Origin of the sequence: Ferrovibrio sp. (assembly GCF_019636075.1) — a bacterium.
In the GTDB taxonomy this organism is placed as follows: domain Bacteria; phylum Pseudomonadota; class Alphaproteobacteria; order Ferrovibrionales; family Ferrovibrionaceae; genus Ferrovibrio.
Genome location: NZ_JAHBYG010000009.1, coordinates 24,451 through 42,660 on the forward strand (window position 1 = coordinate 24,451; position 18,210 = coordinate 42,660).

At 59.3% G+C, this 18,210-nt stretch carries 19 protein-coding genes; 8 read left to right on the forward strand and 11 right to left on the reverse strand.

Annotated features, from left to right (window positions below):
• Positions 1-35 precede the first annotated feature (35 nt).
• The 6 genes from KF827_RS06035 to KF827_RS06060 form a co-directional block, all read right to left on the reverse strand.
• Positions 36-635 carry a hypothetical protein gene (locus tag KF827_RS06035; RefSeq protein WP_291001900.1) on the reverse strand — a complete coding sequence of 200 codons (600 nt, stop codon included), beginning with the start codon at positions 633-635 and terminating at the stop codon, positions 36-38.
• Positions 635-835 (reverse strand): hypothetical protein, encoded by a 201-nt coding sequence (locus KF827_RS06040; RefSeq protein ID WP_291001902.1) that lies wholly within the window; start codon positions 833-835, stop codon positions 635-637. Before KF827_RS06040 ends, KF827_RS06035 begins: the two co-directional genes overlap by 1 nt.
• Before the next feature lie 60 nt (positions 836-895).
• Positions 896-1,213 (reverse strand): hypothetical protein, encoded by a 318-nt coding sequence (locus KF827_RS06045; protein ID WP_291001906.1) that lies wholly within the window; start codon positions 1,211-1,213, stop codon positions 896-898.
• A 21-nt stretch (positions 1,214-1,234) separates the two neighbouring features.
• Entirely contained in the window at positions 1,235-1,891 is a 657-nt protein-coding gene (locus KF827_RS06050) for a hypothetical protein (protein ID WP_291001908.1), read from the reverse strand.
• Between the two features lie 115 nt (positions 1,892-2,006).
• Entirely contained in the window at positions 2,007-2,195 is a 189-nt protein-coding gene (locus tag KF827_RS06055; RefSeq protein ID WP_291001910.1) for a hypothetical protein, read from the reverse strand.
• Positions 2,196-2,232: 37 nt separating this feature from the next.
• Entirely contained in the window at positions 2,233-2,769 is a 537-nt protein-coding gene (locus KF827_RS06060) for a hypothetical protein (protein WP_291001912.1), read from the reverse strand.
• A gap of 134 nt (positions 2,770-2,903) precedes the next feature.
• Between KF827_RS06060 and KF827_RS06065 the strand changes: the two genes are divergently transcribed.
• From KF827_RS06065 to KF827_RS06080, 4 genes are all read left to right on the forward strand, one after another.
• Positions 2,904-3,932, forward strand: coding sequence for a hypothetical protein (locus tag KF827_RS06065; RefSeq protein WP_291001915.1), 1,029 nt, complete (start codon positions 2,904-2,906; stop codon positions 3,930-3,932).
• Positions 3,933-3,954: 22 nt separating this feature from the next.
• Positions 3,955-4,746, forward strand: coding sequence for a mechanosensitive ion channel family protein (locus KF827_RS06070; protein WP_291001918.1), 792 nt, complete (start codon positions 3,955-3,957; stop codon positions 4,744-4,746).
• Between the two features lie 115 nt (positions 4,747-4,861).
• The gene (locus tag KF827_RS06075) at positions 4,862-5,683 is read left to right on the forward strand and encodes a flagellin (RefSeq protein WP_291001920.1); all 822 of its coding nucleotides are present in this window, start codon (positions 4,862-4,864) and stop codon (positions 5,681-5,683) included.
• A 767-nt stretch (positions 5,684-6,450) separates the two neighbouring features.
• Positions 6,451-7,269, forward strand: a complete 819-nt coding sequence (locus KF827_RS06080) for a hypothetical protein (protein WP_291001923.1) — start codon at positions 6,451-6,453, stop codon at positions 7,267-7,269.
• 80 nt (positions 7,270-7,349) lie between these two features.
• On the opposite strand, the gene KF827_RS06085 is transcribed toward KF827_RS06080, so the two are convergent.
• Both KF827_RS06085 and KF827_RS06090 read right to left on the reverse strand, forming a co-directional pair.
• Positions 7,350-7,919 carry a dual specificity protein phosphatase family protein gene (locus tag KF827_RS06085; protein ID WP_291001926.1) on the reverse strand — a complete coding sequence of 190 codons (570 nt, stop codon included), beginning with the start codon at positions 7,917-7,919 and terminating at the stop codon, positions 7,350-7,352.
• Entirely contained in the window at positions 7,909-8,799 is an 891-nt protein-coding gene (locus KF827_RS06090; protein ID WP_291001930.1) for a LysR family transcriptional regulator, read from the reverse strand. The genes KF827_RS06085 and KF827_RS06090 overlap by 11 nt, the downstream gene beginning before the upstream one ends.
• A gap of 393 nt (positions 8,800-9,192) precedes the next feature.
• On the opposite strand from KF827_RS06090, the gene speB reads away from it, so the two are divergent.
• Genes speB through KF827_RS06110 form a run of 4 tightly spaced genes read left to right on the forward strand, consistent with a single transcriptional unit; the run spans position 9,193 to position 13,982 of the window.
• Complete coding sequence (speB, locus tag KF827_RS06095; RefSeq protein ID WP_291001933.1) at positions 9,193-10,104, forward strand: agmatinase; 912 nt, start codon at positions 9,193-9,195, stop codon at positions 10,102-10,104.
• Positions 10,105-10,135: 31 nt separating this feature from the next.
• Positions 10,136-11,164: a putative 2-aminoethylphosphonate ABC transporter substrate-binding protein gene (locus KF827_RS06100; protein ID WP_291001936.1), complete on the forward strand. Its 1,029-nt coding sequence runs from the start codon at positions 10,136-10,138 to the stop codon at positions 11,162-11,164.
• Positions 11,164-12,273: an ABC transporter ATP-binding protein gene (locus KF827_RS06105; RefSeq protein ID WP_291002090.1), complete on the forward strand. Its 1,110-nt coding sequence runs from the start codon at positions 11,164-11,166 to the stop codon at positions 12,271-12,273. Before KF827_RS06100 ends, KF827_RS06105 begins: the two co-directional genes overlap by 1 nt.
• Positions 12,270-13,982, forward strand: coding sequence for a putative 2-aminoethylphosphonate ABC transporter permease subunit (locus KF827_RS06110; protein ID WP_291001939.1), 1,713 nt, complete (start codon positions 12,270-12,272; stop codon positions 13,980-13,982). Before KF827_RS06105 ends, KF827_RS06110 begins: the two co-directional genes overlap by 4 nt.
• Positions 13,983-14,016: 34 nt before the next feature.
• Here the strand turns inward: KF827_RS06110 and KF827_RS06115 are convergent, their stop codons facing one another.
• From KF827_RS06115 to queA, 3 genes are all read right to left on the reverse strand, one after another.
• Positions 14,017-15,684, reverse strand: coding sequence for a methyl-accepting chemotaxis protein (locus KF827_RS06115; RefSeq protein ID WP_291001942.1), 1,668 nt, complete (start codon positions 15,682-15,684; stop codon positions 14,017-14,019).
• A 293-nt stretch (positions 15,685-15,977) separates the two neighbouring features.
• Positions 15,978-17,123 carry a tRNA guanosine(34) transglycosylase Tgt gene (tgt, locus tag KF827_RS06120; RefSeq protein WP_291002094.1) on the reverse strand — a complete coding sequence of 382 codons (1,146 nt, stop codon included), beginning with the start codon at positions 17,121-17,123 and terminating at the stop codon, positions 15,978-15,980.
• Positions 17,117-18,160 carry a tRNA preQ1(34) S-adenosylmethionine ribosyltransferase-isomerase QueA gene (queA, locus tag KF827_RS06125; RefSeq protein WP_291002097.1) on the reverse strand — a complete coding sequence of 348 codons (1,044 nt, stop codon included), beginning with the start codon at positions 18,158-18,160 and terminating at the stop codon, positions 17,117-17,119. Before queA ends, tgt begins: the two co-directional genes overlap by 7 nt.
• Positions 18,161-18,210 lie beyond the last annotated feature (50 nt).

Consider the following 18,210-nt stretch of genomic DNA (forward strand, 5'->3'; position numbering starts at 1 on the left):
CACAGCATACACGTTGGTGGCCGATTTTTCCTGTGTCAGCGATCACCGCGGTCGTTGCGGGTGGCGCAGCGCGGGAATAATTCCTTCACACGCCCCAGTTCGGTGCGCGTGGAATGGCGCACCAGGCCATTATAATCGGTCCAATCCGCCATCAGCCTGCGAGCGGTATGGCATTCTTCCTCGGGTAGCCGGGCGAGACCACGCGAGGCGATCAGGCGATCATCGAATTCGCGCATGATGCGCGGGCGGTCGGGGTAATTGCGCTCCAGCGCGCTCTGCCGCAGTCGGGTGGCAGCCTGGATCTGCTCGCCATTGGCAGTGTCGAAGCTGTTCCAGAGCGTCAGCACTTCGTAATCGATGCCGCGCTTGGCGCATTCGCGGCCGATCTCGCGAAGGATGATGCCGGTGCGGATCAGCGCCTCGGCTTTCTGCTCGCGTTCATCCATGCAGACCTTCTTCGCTTTCGGCCGCCGCGCCGGGCCCATATATTCATAATCCTGGGGCTGCGGCATGTCGCCAGCGAGAGGCAGGTTGGAACGCGGCAGATTGGTGTTGGCCGGCGGTTGCTGCTGCGCCATCAGTGCGGATGGCCCGCACAGCATCAGCAGAACCAGCGCCGGGGCAAAACGGCGCATCAACGCTTATGGCTCACCGTCGCCACGAATGTGGCTGCGGCATCGGCCACTTGATCCACCATGCCGGCCGGCACATTGGGGCTCTGTTCCAGCGCCTCGCGGATCGCCTGCGCTTCCTGCGGCGGCAGGCGCGAAAGGATGCTTTTGGCGCGGTCGGCTCCAGCGGCGCGCAGAAACGCAACCAGCTTTTCCCGGCTCATCCCGCCACTCCCGCCTTGGTCCTCATGATCATGACAAAATCCTGGATCCGAGCCTGGTGCCTAGCGCGTTTTCGGCGCCGCCTTCATCATCGCCAGATAAATCGGCATCACCACATTGGTGAATTTGTTGGCGCCGTATTGCAGTTCATCCATCGCCGCCTTCACCATACTCACCGTGGGGTAATACGGCACGATGACATAGCCGCTCTTGCGCAAGGCCGTGATCACCGCATTCGACTGCTTGGTGTAATCCTCGAAGAAATAGCTGGTATCGGCTTCCTTGATCGCCTTGGCGATCACCTCGGCGGCAGCAATCGGCCGGATATTCTGCGGCTTCCAGTCGAGGGCCGGTTCGTCGTCTTCGGTATCGGCAGCCATGGCGCGGGTTCCGGCCGGCGGCTAATTGAGCGGCAGGCGCACACTGCGCGGCCATTGGCGCGCGGTGTCGGATAGCGGCGGCAGCACTTCCTGCATGCCACCCACATTCTGCGCCTCGCCATCCAACTGGCGCACGGCAGACGCCACCCGGCGGGCCACATTGCCGGCAGGGCCGTTGCCCAGGCGGAAATGCGCATGGGCATCGCGCAAAGCCTCGGCCACCTTACGCTCCAGCACACCGCCGGGGCCCGACAGGCGGTTGGTGATCACCACGCCGATGGCATCGATATTCAGGCCGATGATACGATGCAGACGCGGGCTGGGTTCGCCCAGGCCTTCGGTCAGTTGCTTCAGCACATCGGCATACAGCGTGAGCAGAGGATAGTTGAACAGCCCGCCCTGGCCCTTCATCTCAAGCGCCAGGTCGCGGATCCATTCATAATAGTTGGCGCGGCCGACCTGGTTGAAGGCAGCGGAATTCCATGCATCGCGCATATTGCCCAGCGCCTGCACGGCGGCAGCTTCGAATTCGCTCTGGCTATTCACGATCACCTGCTCGATCTTGCCACGCAGTTCCGGGGTCAGACGCAATTCCTGCCCGCGCCGGAAATTCACCGCGCGCCGCTTCAGCTCGCCCCGATTGGCGATCATGCGGCCGGCCGTGAAAGGATCGATCATGGCAGTGCATCCGTAAAGTGCGAATCTGCGATTCGCCCGTCAGAAACACTATTGTGAGCCCCGAACCGGTTAGCAAGCGATTAACGCCCATCCAGATGCCGAGCCCGGCCTGGATTTAAGCCTCCCGGGCGAATACCTGCAGGCGGTGGTTGCAGATGTCGATCTTGTCTGACATGCGGGCACGCCAGACCTTGTCGGCCTCTGCCTCGGTATCGAACGGGCCGTATTTCTCTTCGGTGCCGGGCTGCGGCGCCGGATCGGCCAGATCCTTGAAAATGCCGCCTTCGACGTAAAACTTGCTCATCGAGCGCTCCTTCGGCGCGATCATGGATTAGGACGTATTATCGCATGAAACCGGCCAGATTGGCAGCGGCTGCGGCAATTGGTCCCTGCCAATCCCCGGGTTTCTCCTGCCGGAAGCAGCGCAGCGAGGGGTAGAACGGCACTGTTTCCCCCGCCACGCCCCAATACCAGAGCAGGCCCTGACCGGGGCTGGGCAACAGCAACCATGTAGGTATTCCCAGGCCCCCTGCAAGATGCACCGCGGTATTGCTGACCGTGATCACCAGGTCCAGCGTGGCGAATTGCGCCGCCGCCGCTTCCATGTCGCGCAATGGATCCACCGCGGCATCTTGCCAAATCCGGTGGCCCGTTTCAGTCTCCAGGCTGGCCAGTTCGGCAGTGCTATCGCCGTATTGCACCGATACGAAAACCAGCCCGGGCTGCCGCAGGATCGGCGCCCAAGCCGCCAGAGGAGCCGATTTATGCACGCCGAAAGCGGCATTGCCGCTCCGCCAGGACAGCCCTATCGCCTTGGCATCCGCCGACAGGCCAAGCGCAGCCCGGCGCCCTGCCAGCCGGGTTTGGGCAGCGGCCACCCGGGCGGGATCGGGCCGCAAAATCGGTTGGGACCCGGCGATGTGGGGCCCGGCGATGTGGGACCCGGCGATGTGGGACTCTGTCATGCCGGCAGTTTAATCAGATGAGCCAGCAGCCGCTACAGCAGGCGCAGATGCTTCAGACAGCCATGGCTGCCCTGCAGGCGCAGGATTTCGCCGCCGCCGCCGATGGCTTCGAGGCGGCCCTGGCTGCCATGCCCAATCATCCCGGGATTTTGCGCAGCCTGGTGATGCTGCGCAGCCGGCTGGGGGAACATGGCAAAGCCCTGGCCCATGCCGAAGCCGCCCTGGCCCTGGTTGGCCAGGATGCCATGCTACAGGATCAACGGCTGGCCGCCATGGCCCGCCTCGGCCGCGCCGAAGAAGCCCTGGGTTTAAGCCAGACACAGGCGCAAAGCCTGCCCAATGCCGCTTTCCGCCAGGGCGATTGCCTGCTGCTGCTGCAACGACCGGCCGAGGCGTTGGAGCGGTTCGAGGCCGCGTTACGGCATGAACCTGGGCGACAAGAACCTGCGCGGCCGGAGATTCTCACCGCTGCCGCCGAGGCCGCCTATCGCTGCGGCAAATTGCAGACCGCGCGCGGCTGGCTGGACCAAGCCGTGGCCCTGGAACCCAACAACCGCACAACCGTGATGGCCCGGGCCACCATCCTGCTCAGCCTGGGGCCCGGTGACCCGACCGCCTGGCACCAGGGTCTGTTGGATTACGAAGCCCGGCTCTGGCCCGAAGACAGCCTGCATATAGAGCGGCGCCTGAACCTGCCGCGCTGGCAGGGCGAGCCCCTGGATGGCGGCGCCATGGCAGGCACGGGCGGGCATCTGCTGGTCTGCGCCGAACAGGGCATCGGCGACCAGATCCGCTTTGCCACCGCGCTGCCCGCCCTGCTGGCGCGCGGCATACGCATCACTTTTGAATGCGCTGAACGGCTGGTGCCGCTGCTGGCGCGCAACTGGCCGCAGATTGCCGTGCATGCGGCGCAGGAAAAGCGCTTAGGCCGGCAGCATGTTTTCTTCTATGATTGGTTGAACCACAACGGCGCGGACCGGCCGCAATCCTATATAGAAGGCGGCAGCCTGGCCCTGCGGCTATACGAGATGGGTACGCGGCCTGACGGGCAGACTAGAAAAGTAATGGCAAAATAGCGTCGGCATTTTGGGGCATGGCATGCAGCAGGATTTCAACTCACTGAACAAGCTGATCGAACTGGGCCTGGATTTTGCGGTGCGCTACGGCCTGCAACTTCTTGGCGCCCTGGTGGTGTTTGTCATCGGCCTCAAGCTGGCGCTTTGGCTGGGCATGCGCACCACCTTATTGGCCGAGCGCAAGAAGCTGGATGTCACGCTGGCGCGCTTCTTCGGCAATGTGGTGAAGATCATCGTGCTGACCGCCGTGATTCTGATCACCCTGGGCAATTTCGGAATCTCCATCGCACCGCTGATCGCGCTCGCCGGCGCCAGTGCCTTCGGCGCAACCCTGGCCATCCAGGGGCCGCTATCGAATTACGGCGCCGGGCTTGCCATCATTCTCAGCCGCCCCTTCGTGGTGGGCGATACGATCGAGGTGAAGCATGTGAGCGGCGTGGTGGAGGATATCACCCTGGCGGCCACCCGCCTGCGCAACGAGGATGGCGAGGAAATCACGGTTCCCAATAAATCCATCAATGGCGAGATCATCGTGAATTCCCGCAGCCACAGGGTGGTGGAAACCCGGGTGACGCTGGAACAGACCGTAGACCATGCCGCCGCCTTCGCGGCCATCAAAAAAGCCCTGTCCGGCTTCGAGGGCGTGATGACCGGGCCGGTACCGCAAATCGGCATCCACGAATTCACCGCCTTCGATTTGGTTGTAGGCGTGCGGTATTGGGCCCCCAGTCGGCAGTATTTCCAGACGCGCTATGCTGTAAATACTGCTATCCTCGAGGAATTAAGATCGATTCGTATTCTACCAAGAGTTTGACATTGGCGGAAATCTGGGGAAAATAATTTTCAACCAAAGCGGTCGATTTTAGGAAGTGTTAACAGTGTGGCCTTAGATGTAAGGCGTTGGCATAGGCCCAGAAAGGAACTTGACCATGTCGAATTCAGTTAACACAAACGTTGGCGCACTTGTTGCGCTGTCCTCGCTGCGAACCACCAATTCGGACCTGGACAAGGTTTCGAAGCGGATTCAGACCGGCTATCGCGTGGCAGATGCCGCCGACGACGCCGCCGTATTCGCTGTTGCCCAGGGTATCCGCGGCAATATCAAGGCTTTCGCTTCGGTACAGTCCTCGCTAGCTGCCGGCGAAGGTCTGGGCCAGGTTTCCGCCGCCGCGTTGACCGGCATCTCCAATCTTGTGGGCGACCTGAAGGCGAAATTCGCCAATCTGGCCGACGGCTCGCTGACCTCGCAGCAGCGCATCACCTACCAGAACGATGCCTATCAGCTGGTTGGCCAGATCACCAACTTCATCAATCAGGCCACCTATAACGGCAAGAACCTGCTGAACTCGGCCGCCACGATTTCCTTCGTGTCGGACGTGTCGGGCGCTTCGCTGACCCTGCAGACCGGCACCAACATGGCCACTGCGGTCACCGCGGTATCCGATGCCATCGGCAACTTCAGCGCCGCCAGCGACTACAGCACCGCAATGGCCGACCTGACCACCTTCGAGAACCTCGTGAACTCGATTTCGGCCCAGGTTGCCGCCCAGAGCCGTTCGCTGCAGCTGCAGAACAAGTTCGTGAACGACCTGGTGGACGCCACCAAGACCGGCCTTGGCGCCCTGGTGGATGCCGACGTGGCTTCCGAATCCGCTGCCCTGCAATCGCTGCAGGTTCGCCAGCAGCTCGGTACGCAGGCGCTGTCGATCGCCAACCAGCGGCCGAACAGCTTGCTCAGCCTGTTTGGCTAAGCCTGAACCCTTTTGTGTCTATGCCAGAAACGACGGTCCTTGTGGCCGTCGTTTTCTTTTGTGCCCTCAATATGTTGGCAGAATTTTCCGGCAAAGGTTGACGCCATCCCGCCCCCGGAATATGGTCCGCCACCTCTTGGGAGCCCGTAGCTCAGCTGGTAGAGCAAGCGACTTTTAATCAAAAGTCCAGCTAGGTTTTCCAAGGGGTTGCGAAGGCAAAGTACGGTGCGGTAGCACCACGGTAGCAAGTTAGGTGTGGGTCCGTAGCTCAGTTGGTAGAGCAAGCGACTTTGCACAATAGGAGTGCGCGGCTCGAAAGGGCCGACGTAGAACCGCTCAAATTCGGTGAACTCGTCCGCGTCAGGGCGACGACAACGCCGAGCCAAGCCCCTCCGGGGGAAGGTGTAGAGGCCAGACGGGCGGGGCCTAAAGCCGGAGACGGCCAAGGCCAAGGCATGGTCCAGACCACGAACCCCCAGTGGGGCGGCGAAAGCCGAAGTGGTATGTTAATCGAGAGGTCGCGGGTTCGAATCCCGCCGGACCCACCAACTTGCGAAAACCAATTCCGTTTCAGTAATCCTAAAACCTCTATCCTAACCTCTTGGATGGCCTGCCCCAAGGTGAGTTATGAATAGCCCCTAGATTCGCAGACGCCTTCTTCCCTAATTATGAGGCGAGGAGGCCAAGTACGGGATACAAGTCACCGCTGGGCACAGCGATGAGGCGCTCACGCAGGCCCAATCAGCAGTCGTGAGATTCTTGAAAAAATGAATGATGCCCAGAAAGCAAACTACGAAAAGCGATATGTCGCGTTCCTTGATATTCTTGGTTTCCGTGAGGCTGTGAAGAAAAGCACTGCCCATGATCAAACCTTGTTTTCGATCATCAACGCGCTACACAGCATAAGGCCACAGCCCGACCACATTTATAAGATCACCACCATCCCCTCCACACTGCCCCCGCCAAAGTTCGGGGCCTCGGTATTCTCAGACAGCATCATCATCTATGATGAGTTCTCATTAGCTGGCCTATACCGGACCATTAACAACATCACCCAAGTCACCGAGCAATTGGCGATCTATGGAATGCTGGCTAGGGGTAGCCTCACCTGCGGTCTGCTGCACGCGGCAAATTCCCCTAGCAACCAGCCCGTGGTGTTTGGCCCCGCCTTGGTGCAAGCAGTGGACCTAGAAAAAGTGGCCCGGCACCCCCGCGTGATCCTCTCAGCCGATGTCTATAACGAGATTTGGCACTATGGGATCGCAATGGATAGTAACTATAGGGATTCCGTCATCATTCGTGATCCCGATGATGGCGCAGCCTACATCAGCCCCATGTATGGTTTCCGCTCACTGGTCTGCCGTGATGAACCTGATTTGAAACAGTTGGGTTTGGATTATCTCGCTGCTGTAGCTCACAGTCTGATGCAGAACTTACGGGATGCCATAGACAACCCCGAGCATTTCAAAAAGCAGCGTTGGTTCACCGAACAGTACAACAGCATCATGCGTGTTGCAGGTCGCCCTGAATTGCAGATCAATGAGTTCACCGCGCATTGGCTCGGGCACGCGACCGAGGATCAGTAGTCCTAAAAATTGGCAAATTCCTCGGGCGGGGTGGTACCTTACACATGGGGTGGCCGAGCCAACGCCCAACCGAGCGCGTATCAGCGTTGGCGTAATCCTGCGGCATGGGCCAGCACGAAAGCCTCCTGCTCTGCCGTTTCTATGGTTCCGGGCCGCGCCTGTCTGACATGGGCTATCGCTTCCAAGGCCGATGCTCCGCCGGCAACAAGCAGCATTGCCGCCATGGTGCCGGTTCTGCCCAGGCCGGCAGCGCAATGGATAAGGATGCGCTCACCCTCCGCCAACCTGCGCAACACATCAGGCAGCGCATCATTCCACTGCGCCAGGCTGGCCGGCCCCGGCGGCTGATAATCCTCGATCGGGATTTGCAGCCAGGCTATGCCTTTGGCGGCCAGACCGGCTTGCAGACCGGCCGCGCCATGGCGGGCCAGTTCGCCGTCGCCGAGCAGCGAAACCACAAGCCCTACGCCCCGATCGGCAATGGCGGCGATATCCTCGGCAAGATCGCGCGACCAGCGAATGCCGCGCGCATCGACGGAATTGCGCCCCGGGCAATGGGCCATGCCAATCGCACCGCCGCCACCGGCTGGATACACGAAATCAATCTTCAGCGGCGCGCCGCTGGATGGCTGCATCGCATCAGCCGCCATGATTGGCCTTCAAGGTATCCAGGAATGTTTGCAGCATGCGTGTTTTGCGCCGTTTCTTCAACGTGATCGCCTTGCACTCGACCCGGTGGCTGAAATACTGCGGCAACACCTTGCGGACAAGCCTCTTGTCCAGCCATTGCTTGGCATAATGGTCTGGCAGATATCCGGCATAGGCGCCCGACATGACCAGGAAGGCAAGCCCCTCGATATTCTTTGCCGTGGCAGTGGTGCTGAACGCGACAACCTGCCGGCCGACCTGGCTTTCACGCAAATAGCCGCGCGCGGCATAATCCATGCCCAGCAGATCGGATTTCTGCAGCGTCTTTTTGCCGAAGAGCGGATGCCTGTTGCCAATGTAAAGCGATATGTCCTCTGCATAGAGCTGCATCTCCTCTATGCCCGGAATGGCAATATGGAAAGGCCCGATGGCAACATCGATCTGTTCATCCAGCAGCAATCGCTCCAGTTCGCTGGGATTCTGGGTATCCAGAATAAACTCAATGCGCCGATTCTGCGCCTTCAGGTCGGCTATCGTTTCCGACAATCGGCATTTGCGGTCGGTGATGATGTTGTCAACGATGCCCACGCGCAATTGGCCCGATACGGTCTGCGTCACCCGGCTGATATCGGATTGGAAATCCTCCAGCGACTGAAAAAGCCGGTTGCACGATTCCAGCACACTCAAGCCCTCCGGGGTGAGCTTAAAGCCTTTCCGTCCCCGGTCGCATAGGCGCATGCCGAGGGATTTCTCCAAACCCGCCAGATGCGCGCTGATGGTGGGCAGATTGATATTCAGTGCGGTTTCGGCCGCGCTGAGGCCGCCGCATTCCACAACCTGCTTGAACAGCTTCAGCCGTTTGACTTCGATTTCATTCAGCATTGCGGCACCGTGGATTCGATTTGCGCGCTATTGCGAAGGTAGCGGCGGATTTGGCTGCCAATGGCACACATAATAAGAATCGCACTGCGCGAATTTCACACAGCACGCCCTGTTTGCAGGCAGTCACGCCAAAAATATATGCAGCCACATGCTCTCCTCTGCTCGATTGATAACCACACATGCAGCCATACAGCCGGCCTGCTATCGCAGCTTGCCATTACTTATATATATATCAAAGTTTACTTTGAAACTTCGTTATTCTTGAACTGTCTGCGATAACGCAAGGTTCGTGGCATCTACCCAGTTCAGCCACAGGGCCATTTGATGAAAGAGTCCCGCTTTCAACCGATCACTGGAACCGTCCTGCCCCGATATGCAGGCTTGGCCACCTTCATGCGGCTGCCATATCTCGACCTGGATGACGCCCGCCTGCCGCAGGTGCAGATTGGTTTGGTTGGCATTCCTTGGGATGGCGGCACGACCAATCGCGCCGGCGCACGCCATGGCCCGCGCCAGATCCGGGATCAATCCACCATGGCGCGCAATGTCAATCGCGCCTCCGGCCTCAATCCCTTTAAATTATGCAATTGCGCCGATCTGGGCGATACGCCGGTCAATCCGGTAGACCTGGAAGAAAGTCTGCGGCTGATCGAAAACTATTACACCCGCATTCATCAACAGGGTATCGCACCGCTCACCGCCGGCGGCGATCATCTGGTCACCCTGCCTGTGATGCGGGCGATTGCGCGGGAAAGACCGGTCGGCATGGTGCATTTCGATGCCCATACGGATACCTGGGATCGCTATTTCGGTAGCAGCCGTTACACCCATGGCACGCCTTTCCGGCGCGCCATCGAGGAAGGCTTGCTGGATCCCAGGCGCACGATTCAGATCGGCATACGCGGCGCGCTTTATAACGACAGCGAAAATGACTGGGGCGAGCGCCAGGGCATCCGCGTTATCGATATCGACGAATACCATCGCATGGGCATAGAGGGCGTGATCCAGGAAGCCAGGAAGGTGGTGGGCGATGGCCCCACCTATGTGAGCTTCGATGTGGATTTCCTCGATCCGGTCTATGCGCCCGGCACCGGCACACCGGAAATCGGCGGCGCCACCACCTATGATGCGCAGCAGCTTGTACGCGGCTTGCGCGGCCTCAATCTGGTCGGCGGCGATGTGGTGGAGGTCTCCCCCCCTTTCGATCCATCAGGCAATACCGCTCTGGTGGGTATGACCATGATGTTTGAAATCCTTTGCGTGCTGGCCGAATCCGTCAGCAAGCGCCAGTCAAATTCCGCTTGATTGCACAACCCAACGCAGGAGATAAAACCATATGCTCGAAAAATACACCAAGCCGCTCGCGCTGTCTTTTGCAGCAACGTCTCTATTCATCATCGCCTCGGCACAGGCTGGCGAATTGACAATCTACAGCTCGGTGGAAGCCGATAACCTGAAGGTGTTTTCCGAGCAATTCGCCAAGGCGCATCCCGATATCAAGATCAACTGGGTGCGCGATTCAACCGGCGTGATTCAGGCGCGGGTGATCGCTGAAAAGGAAAATCCCCGCAACGATGTCTTTTTCGGCCATGCCGCCACCGATCTTCTCGCGCTGGACCAGATGGGCATGTTCATGCCCTACCAGCCCAAGGGCGCCGATAAGCTGGATCCCCGCTATCGCGATAAGAAAGCACCGCCGACCTGGACCGGCCTGTGGGGCTTTGCCGCCGCCGTCTGTTTCAATACCGTGGAAGCGGCCAAGCGCAATATACCGCAGCCGACCAAATGGGTGGATCTGGCAAATCCGGTTTACAAGGGGCAGATCACCATGCCCAACCCGATCTCCTCGGGCACCGGCTTTCTGAATGTGGCCGGTTGGATGCAGATCATGGGCAAGGACAAGGCCTGGTCCTTCATGGATCAATTGCATGGCAACATCGCCAGCTACACCCATTCCGGCTCCAAACCGTGCAACCAGGTGGCCGCCGGCGAATATGTGGTCGGCATTTCGCTGCCGGGCCGCGCCGCGGATCTGAAAACCAGAGGCGCCCCGATCATGGCGGTTATCCCCGAAGACGGCATCGGCTGGGAAATGCAAGGCGTTGCCATCATGAAGGGCACCAAGAACGCCGCCGATGCCAAAACCTTCGTCGATTGGAGCGTTTCCGAAGCCGCGATGGAAAGCTATGCCGCCCGCGTGGAGGTCGTTGCGTTTCCCGTAAAAACGCCGATGCGCGAAAATATGCCGCGCGAGGTTTCCACCAGGATGATCAACAACGATTTTGCCTGGGCCGCCACCAACAAGACCGAAATCCTCGACGAGTGGCGCAAGCGCTACGACAGCAAGACAGAACCCAAGAAGTGATGCCCCAGCCTCAGCTTGCACAAGACACGGACGGTGCCGCCCCAGGCGCCGTCCAGACCTATATTCAGGTCGACCGCCTGAGCAAACGCTATGACAAGGCCACGGTGCTGAACGAAGTCTGCTTCGATATCAGACAGGGCGAATTCATCTGCTTTCTCGGCCCATCGGGTTGCGGCAAAACCACCCTGCTGATGTGTCTGGCCGGGCTTGAGCAGGCAACATCGGGCATGGTTTACCGTCATGGCGCGCCGTTTCTTACATTGCCGCCCTCGCAACGCGATATTGGCATCGTATTTCAATCCTACGCCCTGTTTCCGAATCTCACAGTCGAACAGAATATCCGCTTCGGCGTGGAGAATCTCCGCAAGCCGAAGATCGAGATACAGAAGATCACAGCCGAACTGATCGACCTGCTGTCGCTTTCCGGACATGAGCGGAAATACCCAAACCAATTATCCGGTGGCCAACAACAGCGCGTGGCCCTGGCCAGGGCCTTGGCAATCTCCCCATCCCTGCTGCTGCTCGATGAACCGCTATCTGCGCTGGATGCCCAGGTGCGCATCCGTCTGCGTAGCGAATTGCGCGACCTGCAAGCCCGCCTTGGCATCACAACCATCATGGTCACCCATGACCAAGAGGAAGCGCAAAGCCTGGCCGACCGCATCGTGTTGATGAATCAGGGGCGCATCGAACAGATCGGCACTCCTTGGGACATCTACAACAATCCGAAAACACGTTTCGTGGCGGATTTTATCGGAACGGCTAACCTGTTCGACGGCCGGATCACCGCACCTGGCATAGCAGAAGCCGAGGGGCTACGCATGTTTGGCGCCAGCGGCATGCTGGCATCGGGCAGCCCGGTCACGCTGCTGATTCGTCCGGAGGATATTTCGGTTTCCGCGCAGAAAACCCAAACCAGCCAGCTTTCTGCCCTGATCCGCAAGATAGAGTATCTCGGCGCAACGCTTCGTTTGCATATGGCCAGTGATACTGGAAAATCACTGGTAGCCGATCTGCGCAAGCAACAGGCCGGCGATATCCAACTGCAAACCGGTGCCAGGCTCTGGCTGAGCATCCCACCCGATGCGATGAAAATCCTGCCGTCATGACAACTGCCGATCCAGCCATGGCGGAAGGCAGACTTGCCGCGCCGAAAGAATTATCCGACAAACTGGTAAGCCTGCTGCTCTGGATCTTTATCGGCGGCATGACGGTTGCCATTCTGCTGCCGCTCGGCCTGTTGTTGATACGCAGCTTCCGCAACCCCCAAGGCGCCTTCGTAGGCCTGCGCAATTATCAGAAATATTTCGAATCAACCGCCCTGTTCGAGGCCTTTTTCAATAGCGTTTTCGTCTCGCTGGTCACTGCGTTGATCGTCATTCCCATCGCATTTCTGTACGCCTATGGGCTCAGCCGCACCAGCATGCGCTGGAAAGGCATATTTCGCGCGATGATTTTCGTGCCCCTGCTGATGCCCGGTCTGCTCAAGGCTATTGCCCTGGTTTACCTGTTCGGCAATCAGGGCATTCTGAAGGGGCTGCTTCTCGGCCACTCCGTTTATGGTCCGATAGGTATCATTCTGGCCTCGGTGCTGTGGACATTCCCCCACGCTGTGCTTGTGATTGGCGTGGCCCTGATGAATGCTGATCGGCGGCTCTATCAGGCAGCTGAAATTCTCAACACCAGTTCCCTGCGCACCTTCCTTGCCGTTACCTGGCCAGCATGCCGCTATGGCGTCATCACTGCCTTTCTTGCGGTTTTCGTTATGGTGTTCACGGATTTCGGCATAGCGAAGGTAATCGGCGGAGATATGAGCCTGCTCGCCACGGATATCTACAAGGAGGTTGTGGGGCAGCAGAATTTCGAAATGGGTGCCGTCATTTCCATCATCCTGCTGATACCGGCTGTTGTGGTTTTTGTGCTGGAGCGGCTCACTGCCGGTCGGCAATCAGCCCAGATTACCGGCAAGTCCCTGCCCTTCATACCCAAGCCGCATGCAATCAACGATGGCTTATTCTTCAGCTTCTGCCTGATCGTAGCAGCAATCATGGTGCTCATTCTCGGCATGGCGCAATTTGCCGCGCTGATCAAATTCTGGCCCTACAATCTCAACCTCACGCTCAGCAATTACCTTTTCGATCTGGAAGGCGTGGGTTGGGAAAATTTCTGGAATTCGCTGAAAATGTCGCTCAGCGCGGCAACGCTGGGTACCATAGTGGTATTCATCGGTGCCACCATGGTTGAAAAGGCACGCTTCGATGTAGTGGCGAGCAAGATTCTGCATATGCTTGCCCTTTTGCCGATGGCCATACCCGGCCTGGTGCTCGGTCTGTCTTACCTGATGTTCATCAACGACCCGCGCAATCCGCTGGAATTTCTATACGGCTCGATGAGCATCCTGGTGATCAGCACCACGGTTCACCTCTATACCGTGCCGCATCTGACCGCGCTCACCGGCCTGAAAGGTTTAAGCCGCGAGATCGACATGGTGAACCTGTCGCTGCGCACGCCGATCTGGCGGAGTTTTCTACGCGTGATCCTGCCGACGAATATCCCAACCATCCTGGATATCTGGCTGTACATATTCCTGCGCGCGATGACGACATTATCCGCCGCCATCTTTCTTTACACGTCGCAAACCAAGCTGGCAGCCATCGCTGTGATCCATGTGGATGAAACCGGCAACACAGCCGCCGCAGCCGCCCTCGGCATGCTGGTGGTTTATGCCTGCCTATTCTTCCGCCTGATGCATTATGTGATCAGCCATAGCATTCTCCGCCACTTCCAGGCATGGCGGGGAACCGGCAAACCCGCTTGAGGGCAACAGCCACGGCATTCCGCTTCAATTGCCCTCACGCGTCGATCCGGTACTGCCCCACCAAGCCGGCAAGATCGCCGGCTTGTTCCGAGAGGGCCTGAGCGGAAGCTGTGGTTTGCTCCACCAATGCGCCGTTGCGTTGGGTGAGTTCATCCATCTGCGATATGGCTGTGTTCACCTGCTCCAGGCCGGATGCCTGCTCGCGGCTGGCGGCGGTGATTTCAGCGATGATATCGGAAACCTTGCGGCTGGCCGCCACGATATTGCCCAGTGCATCGCCGGCGCGATTCACCAAAGTGGCGCCAGACTTAACCTGGGCGTTAGAATTCTGAATCAGGCTTTTGATCTCGCGCGAAGCATTGGCGCTGCGCTGTGCCAATGCGCGCACTTCCTGCGCGACAACGGCAAAGCCCTTGCCCGCCTCGCCCGCGCGGGCGGCTTCCACGCTGGCATTCAGCGCCAGCAGATTGGTCTGAAAGGCGATTTCGTCGATCAGCCCCACGATTTCGGAAATCTTTTGCGAGCTTTCCGAAATGTCGCTCACCGCATGCACGGCTTTCTGCACGATCTCGCCGCCTTCCTGCGCCACCTTGGATGCATCCTGCGCCAGCCGATTGGCGGCCTCGGCATTCTCGGCATTCTGTTTCACCGTCGTGGTGATCTGATGCATGGAGGCTGCGGTCTGCTCCACGGTAGCGGCCTGGCTTTCGGTGCGCTGAGCCAAATCAGAACTGGCCGATGAGATTTCCGACGAGGCAGCGGCCACAGCGGCGGACGCATCCTTGATACTGCGCAGGATGGTGGTGGTGGTATCGAGGATGGCATTCACACCAAGGCAAAGCTGCATGATCTCAGTACCCATGCCCTCCGTGTTGATGCGGCGCGACATGTCGTTTTGCTGCGCTGCCGCCACCACATCATCCACCGCCGCCTTCAGCAATTGCGATTGCCGCACCTGCTCGCTGACATCGGTTGCGTATTTAACGATCTTGAACACGCGTCCCTTGGCATCCACGATGGGGTTGTAGCTGGCCTGGATCCAGGCTTCCTTGCCATTTTTTCCGATGCGTCGATAGCGACCGATATCGAAGGCGCCGCTGCGCAGCTTCTGCCAGAAGGCCTCGTATTCCGCGCTGGCGGCGTAAGCCGGATCGACAAAGATGCGGTGATGCTTGCCGGTTATCTCGGCCAACTCATACCCCATCAAACCGAGGAAATTGGCATTGGCGTAGCGGATCGTGCCATCGGTGTTGAACTCGATCACGGCCTGCGACTTGCGGATCGCGGCAATCTGCCCATCGGCATCGGCCTGCTGTTCTTTTTGTGCGCTGATATCGGTGGCGAATTTCACCACCTTGATCACGCGCCCGGCGGCATCGAAAATCGGATTATAGCTGGCCTGAATCCAAACCTCACGGCCACCATTGGCAACGCGGCAATATTGCCCCGCATCATATTCGCCACGCCGCAACTTGGCCCAGAATTCCGCATAGGCCGGCTGTGCGCTTTCCTGCGGATCGACAAACATACTGTGATGCCGGCCCTTCACTTCCGCCAGCGCATAGCCCATCACCTTGAGAAAGTTTTCATTGGCGAAAAGAATATTGCCGCCAGGATCGAATTCGATCAGGCCTTGCGAACGGCTGATCGCCTTCACCATATCGTCGGCCGCTGTGTCGCGCGAAAAAAACTTTGTCAGCATGGCGCCCCCACACCACTGCGTGAACCGGCTTTGATGCCGGTCGATCCTGGAGAAAACCCCAGGAAAAACACACGCTATAATAACAAGAAAAATCAAATACAGTTGATGTTTTAATACTTATTGACGATTACTTGTTGCAAATAAAACTTATTGATGCGGTAACCGAGTATGGAGAGTTTCTCAAAACATCTGCCTGGTAAGCCAAAACACCAGATGCGCAAGGCCATAGGCAATCGCGGCAAAAACAGCGGCAATCCCAAAAACCTTCAGATGGGGCCGTAGTTTTTCCATGATCAGGGCTGAGAATTTCCGCTTAAGGGCTCGATATCGCCCAGCGCCTGACCGGCATGGAAATCAGCGGCGAATGCCTCCAGGCCGCCCTTGGCAATGGCGGCGCGCATGCCTGCCATCAGATCCTGATAGTAGGTCAGGTTATGCGCGGTCATCAGCATGGCACCGAGGATTTCATCCGAGCGCACCAGATGATGCATGTAAGCGCGGCTGTAATGCCGGCAGGCCGGGCAGCGGCAATGCTCGTCGATGGGGCGCGGATCCTCGGCATGACGGGCATTGCGGATATTGAGCGTGCCGCGCCGGGTGAAAGCCTGGCCGTTGCGGCCCGAGCGGGTTGGCATCACGCAATCGAACATGTCGATACCGCGCTGCACGGCGCCGACAAGGTCTGACGGCTTGCCCACGCCCATCAGATAACGCGGGCGATCCTGCGGCAGATGCGGCGTCGTTACATCCAGGGTGGCAAACATTTCCGCCTGAGTTTCGCCTACCGCCAGGCCGCCCACGGCATAGCCATCGAAACCGGTGGCGATCAGGCCCTTGGCGGATTCCTCGCGGAAAGCAGCATCCGTGCCGCCCTGAACGATACCGAACAAGCCATAGCCGTCGCGCTGGCGGAATGCCGTCTTGCAACGTTCCGCCCATCGCAGACTCAGCCGCATGGCCTCCGCTACGCGCTTATCATCGGCGGGCAGCTTCACGCATTCATCCAACTGCATGGTGATGGTGGCATCCAGCAGATGCTGAATTTCGATGGATCGTTCCGGCGTAAGCTCGTAGCGCGCACCATCGATATGCGATTGAAAGCTGACGCCCTGCTCGTTCACTTTGTTGAGCTGCGATAGCGACATCACCTGAAAGCCGCCCGAATCGGTGAGGATCGGCCCTGGCCAATGCATGAATTTATGCAAGCCGCCCAACTTGGCCACGCGCTCCGCCGTGGGCCGCAGCATCAGGTGATAGGTGTTGCCCAGAATGATCTGCGCCCCGGTTTCAGCCACTGCTTCAGGTGTCATCGCCTTTACCGTGGCAGCCGTGCCCACAGGCATGAAGGCCGGCGTATCAATGGCCCCATGGGCGGTATCTAGCCGGCCCAGCCGGGCAGCACCATCCGTAGCGAGAAGCGAAAAAGACAGGCTCATGATGCAGACCGCCATAACAGCGAAGAGTCGCCATAGGAAAAGAAACGATAGCGCGATGCCACCGCATGAGCATAGAGGGCGCGTTGCGCATCCAGCCCGATAAAAGCCGCCACCAGCATCAGCAGGGTGGATTTCGGCAGATGGAAATTCGTCATCAACCCGTCGGCAACACGGAACTCAAAGCCTGGCGTGATGAAGATGTCGGTCTCGCCCCGAAAAGGCTTCAACACGCCGTCTCTGGCGGCGGATTCCAGCAGACGCAGACTGGTGGTGCCGATGGCGATCACGCGGCCGCCGGCCGCCTTCGCCGCCTGGATGGCAGCAACGGTTGCCTCGCCCAGTTCGCCCCATTCGGCATGCATGCGATGCTCGGCCACGCGCTCGGCCTTCACCGGCAGAAAGGTCCCGGCTCCCACATGCAAGGTAACGCCGGCAAAACTCACGCCGCGCTGCTGCAACCGGCTGCGTAATTCCGGGGTAAAGTGCAGCCCTGCCGTGGGCGCAGCCACTGCGCCCGGCTTGTCGGCGAACAAGGTCTGGTAATCGCTGCGATCCTGCGCATCGGCGGTGCGGCGGGCAGCGATATAGGGCGGCAACGGCATGGCACCGGCGGCTTCAAGCGCAGCTATCACCTCGGCATCCGGACGATCCAGCCGCAACCGCAGACCATCCACGCCCTCGCCGCGCTCGGCCACCTCGGCCCGCATATCGCCCTGGAAAATGATGGCATCGCCCGGCTTCAACCGCCGGCCGGGCTTGGCCATGGCCGACCATAGCCGCTCGCCCAGCGGCTTGAGCAGCAAAGCCTCCACCGCCACTTCAGGCAAGCGCTCGCGGCGGCCATCGATACGCGCAGGAATTACCCTGGTATCGTTGAACACCAGCAGATCATGCGGCCGCAGCAGATCGGGCAGATGCCGCACCAGATGCTCCTGCCCATCCGATGGCCACAGCAAAAGCCGCGCGGCATCGCGCGGATTTGCAGGCCGCTCGGCGATCAACTCGGGCGGCAATTCAAAATCGAAGTCGGAGACCAGCATCGCTTGAGGCCCGGACAGCGCTTTCACGCCACAGCCAGGGCCGGACCGGT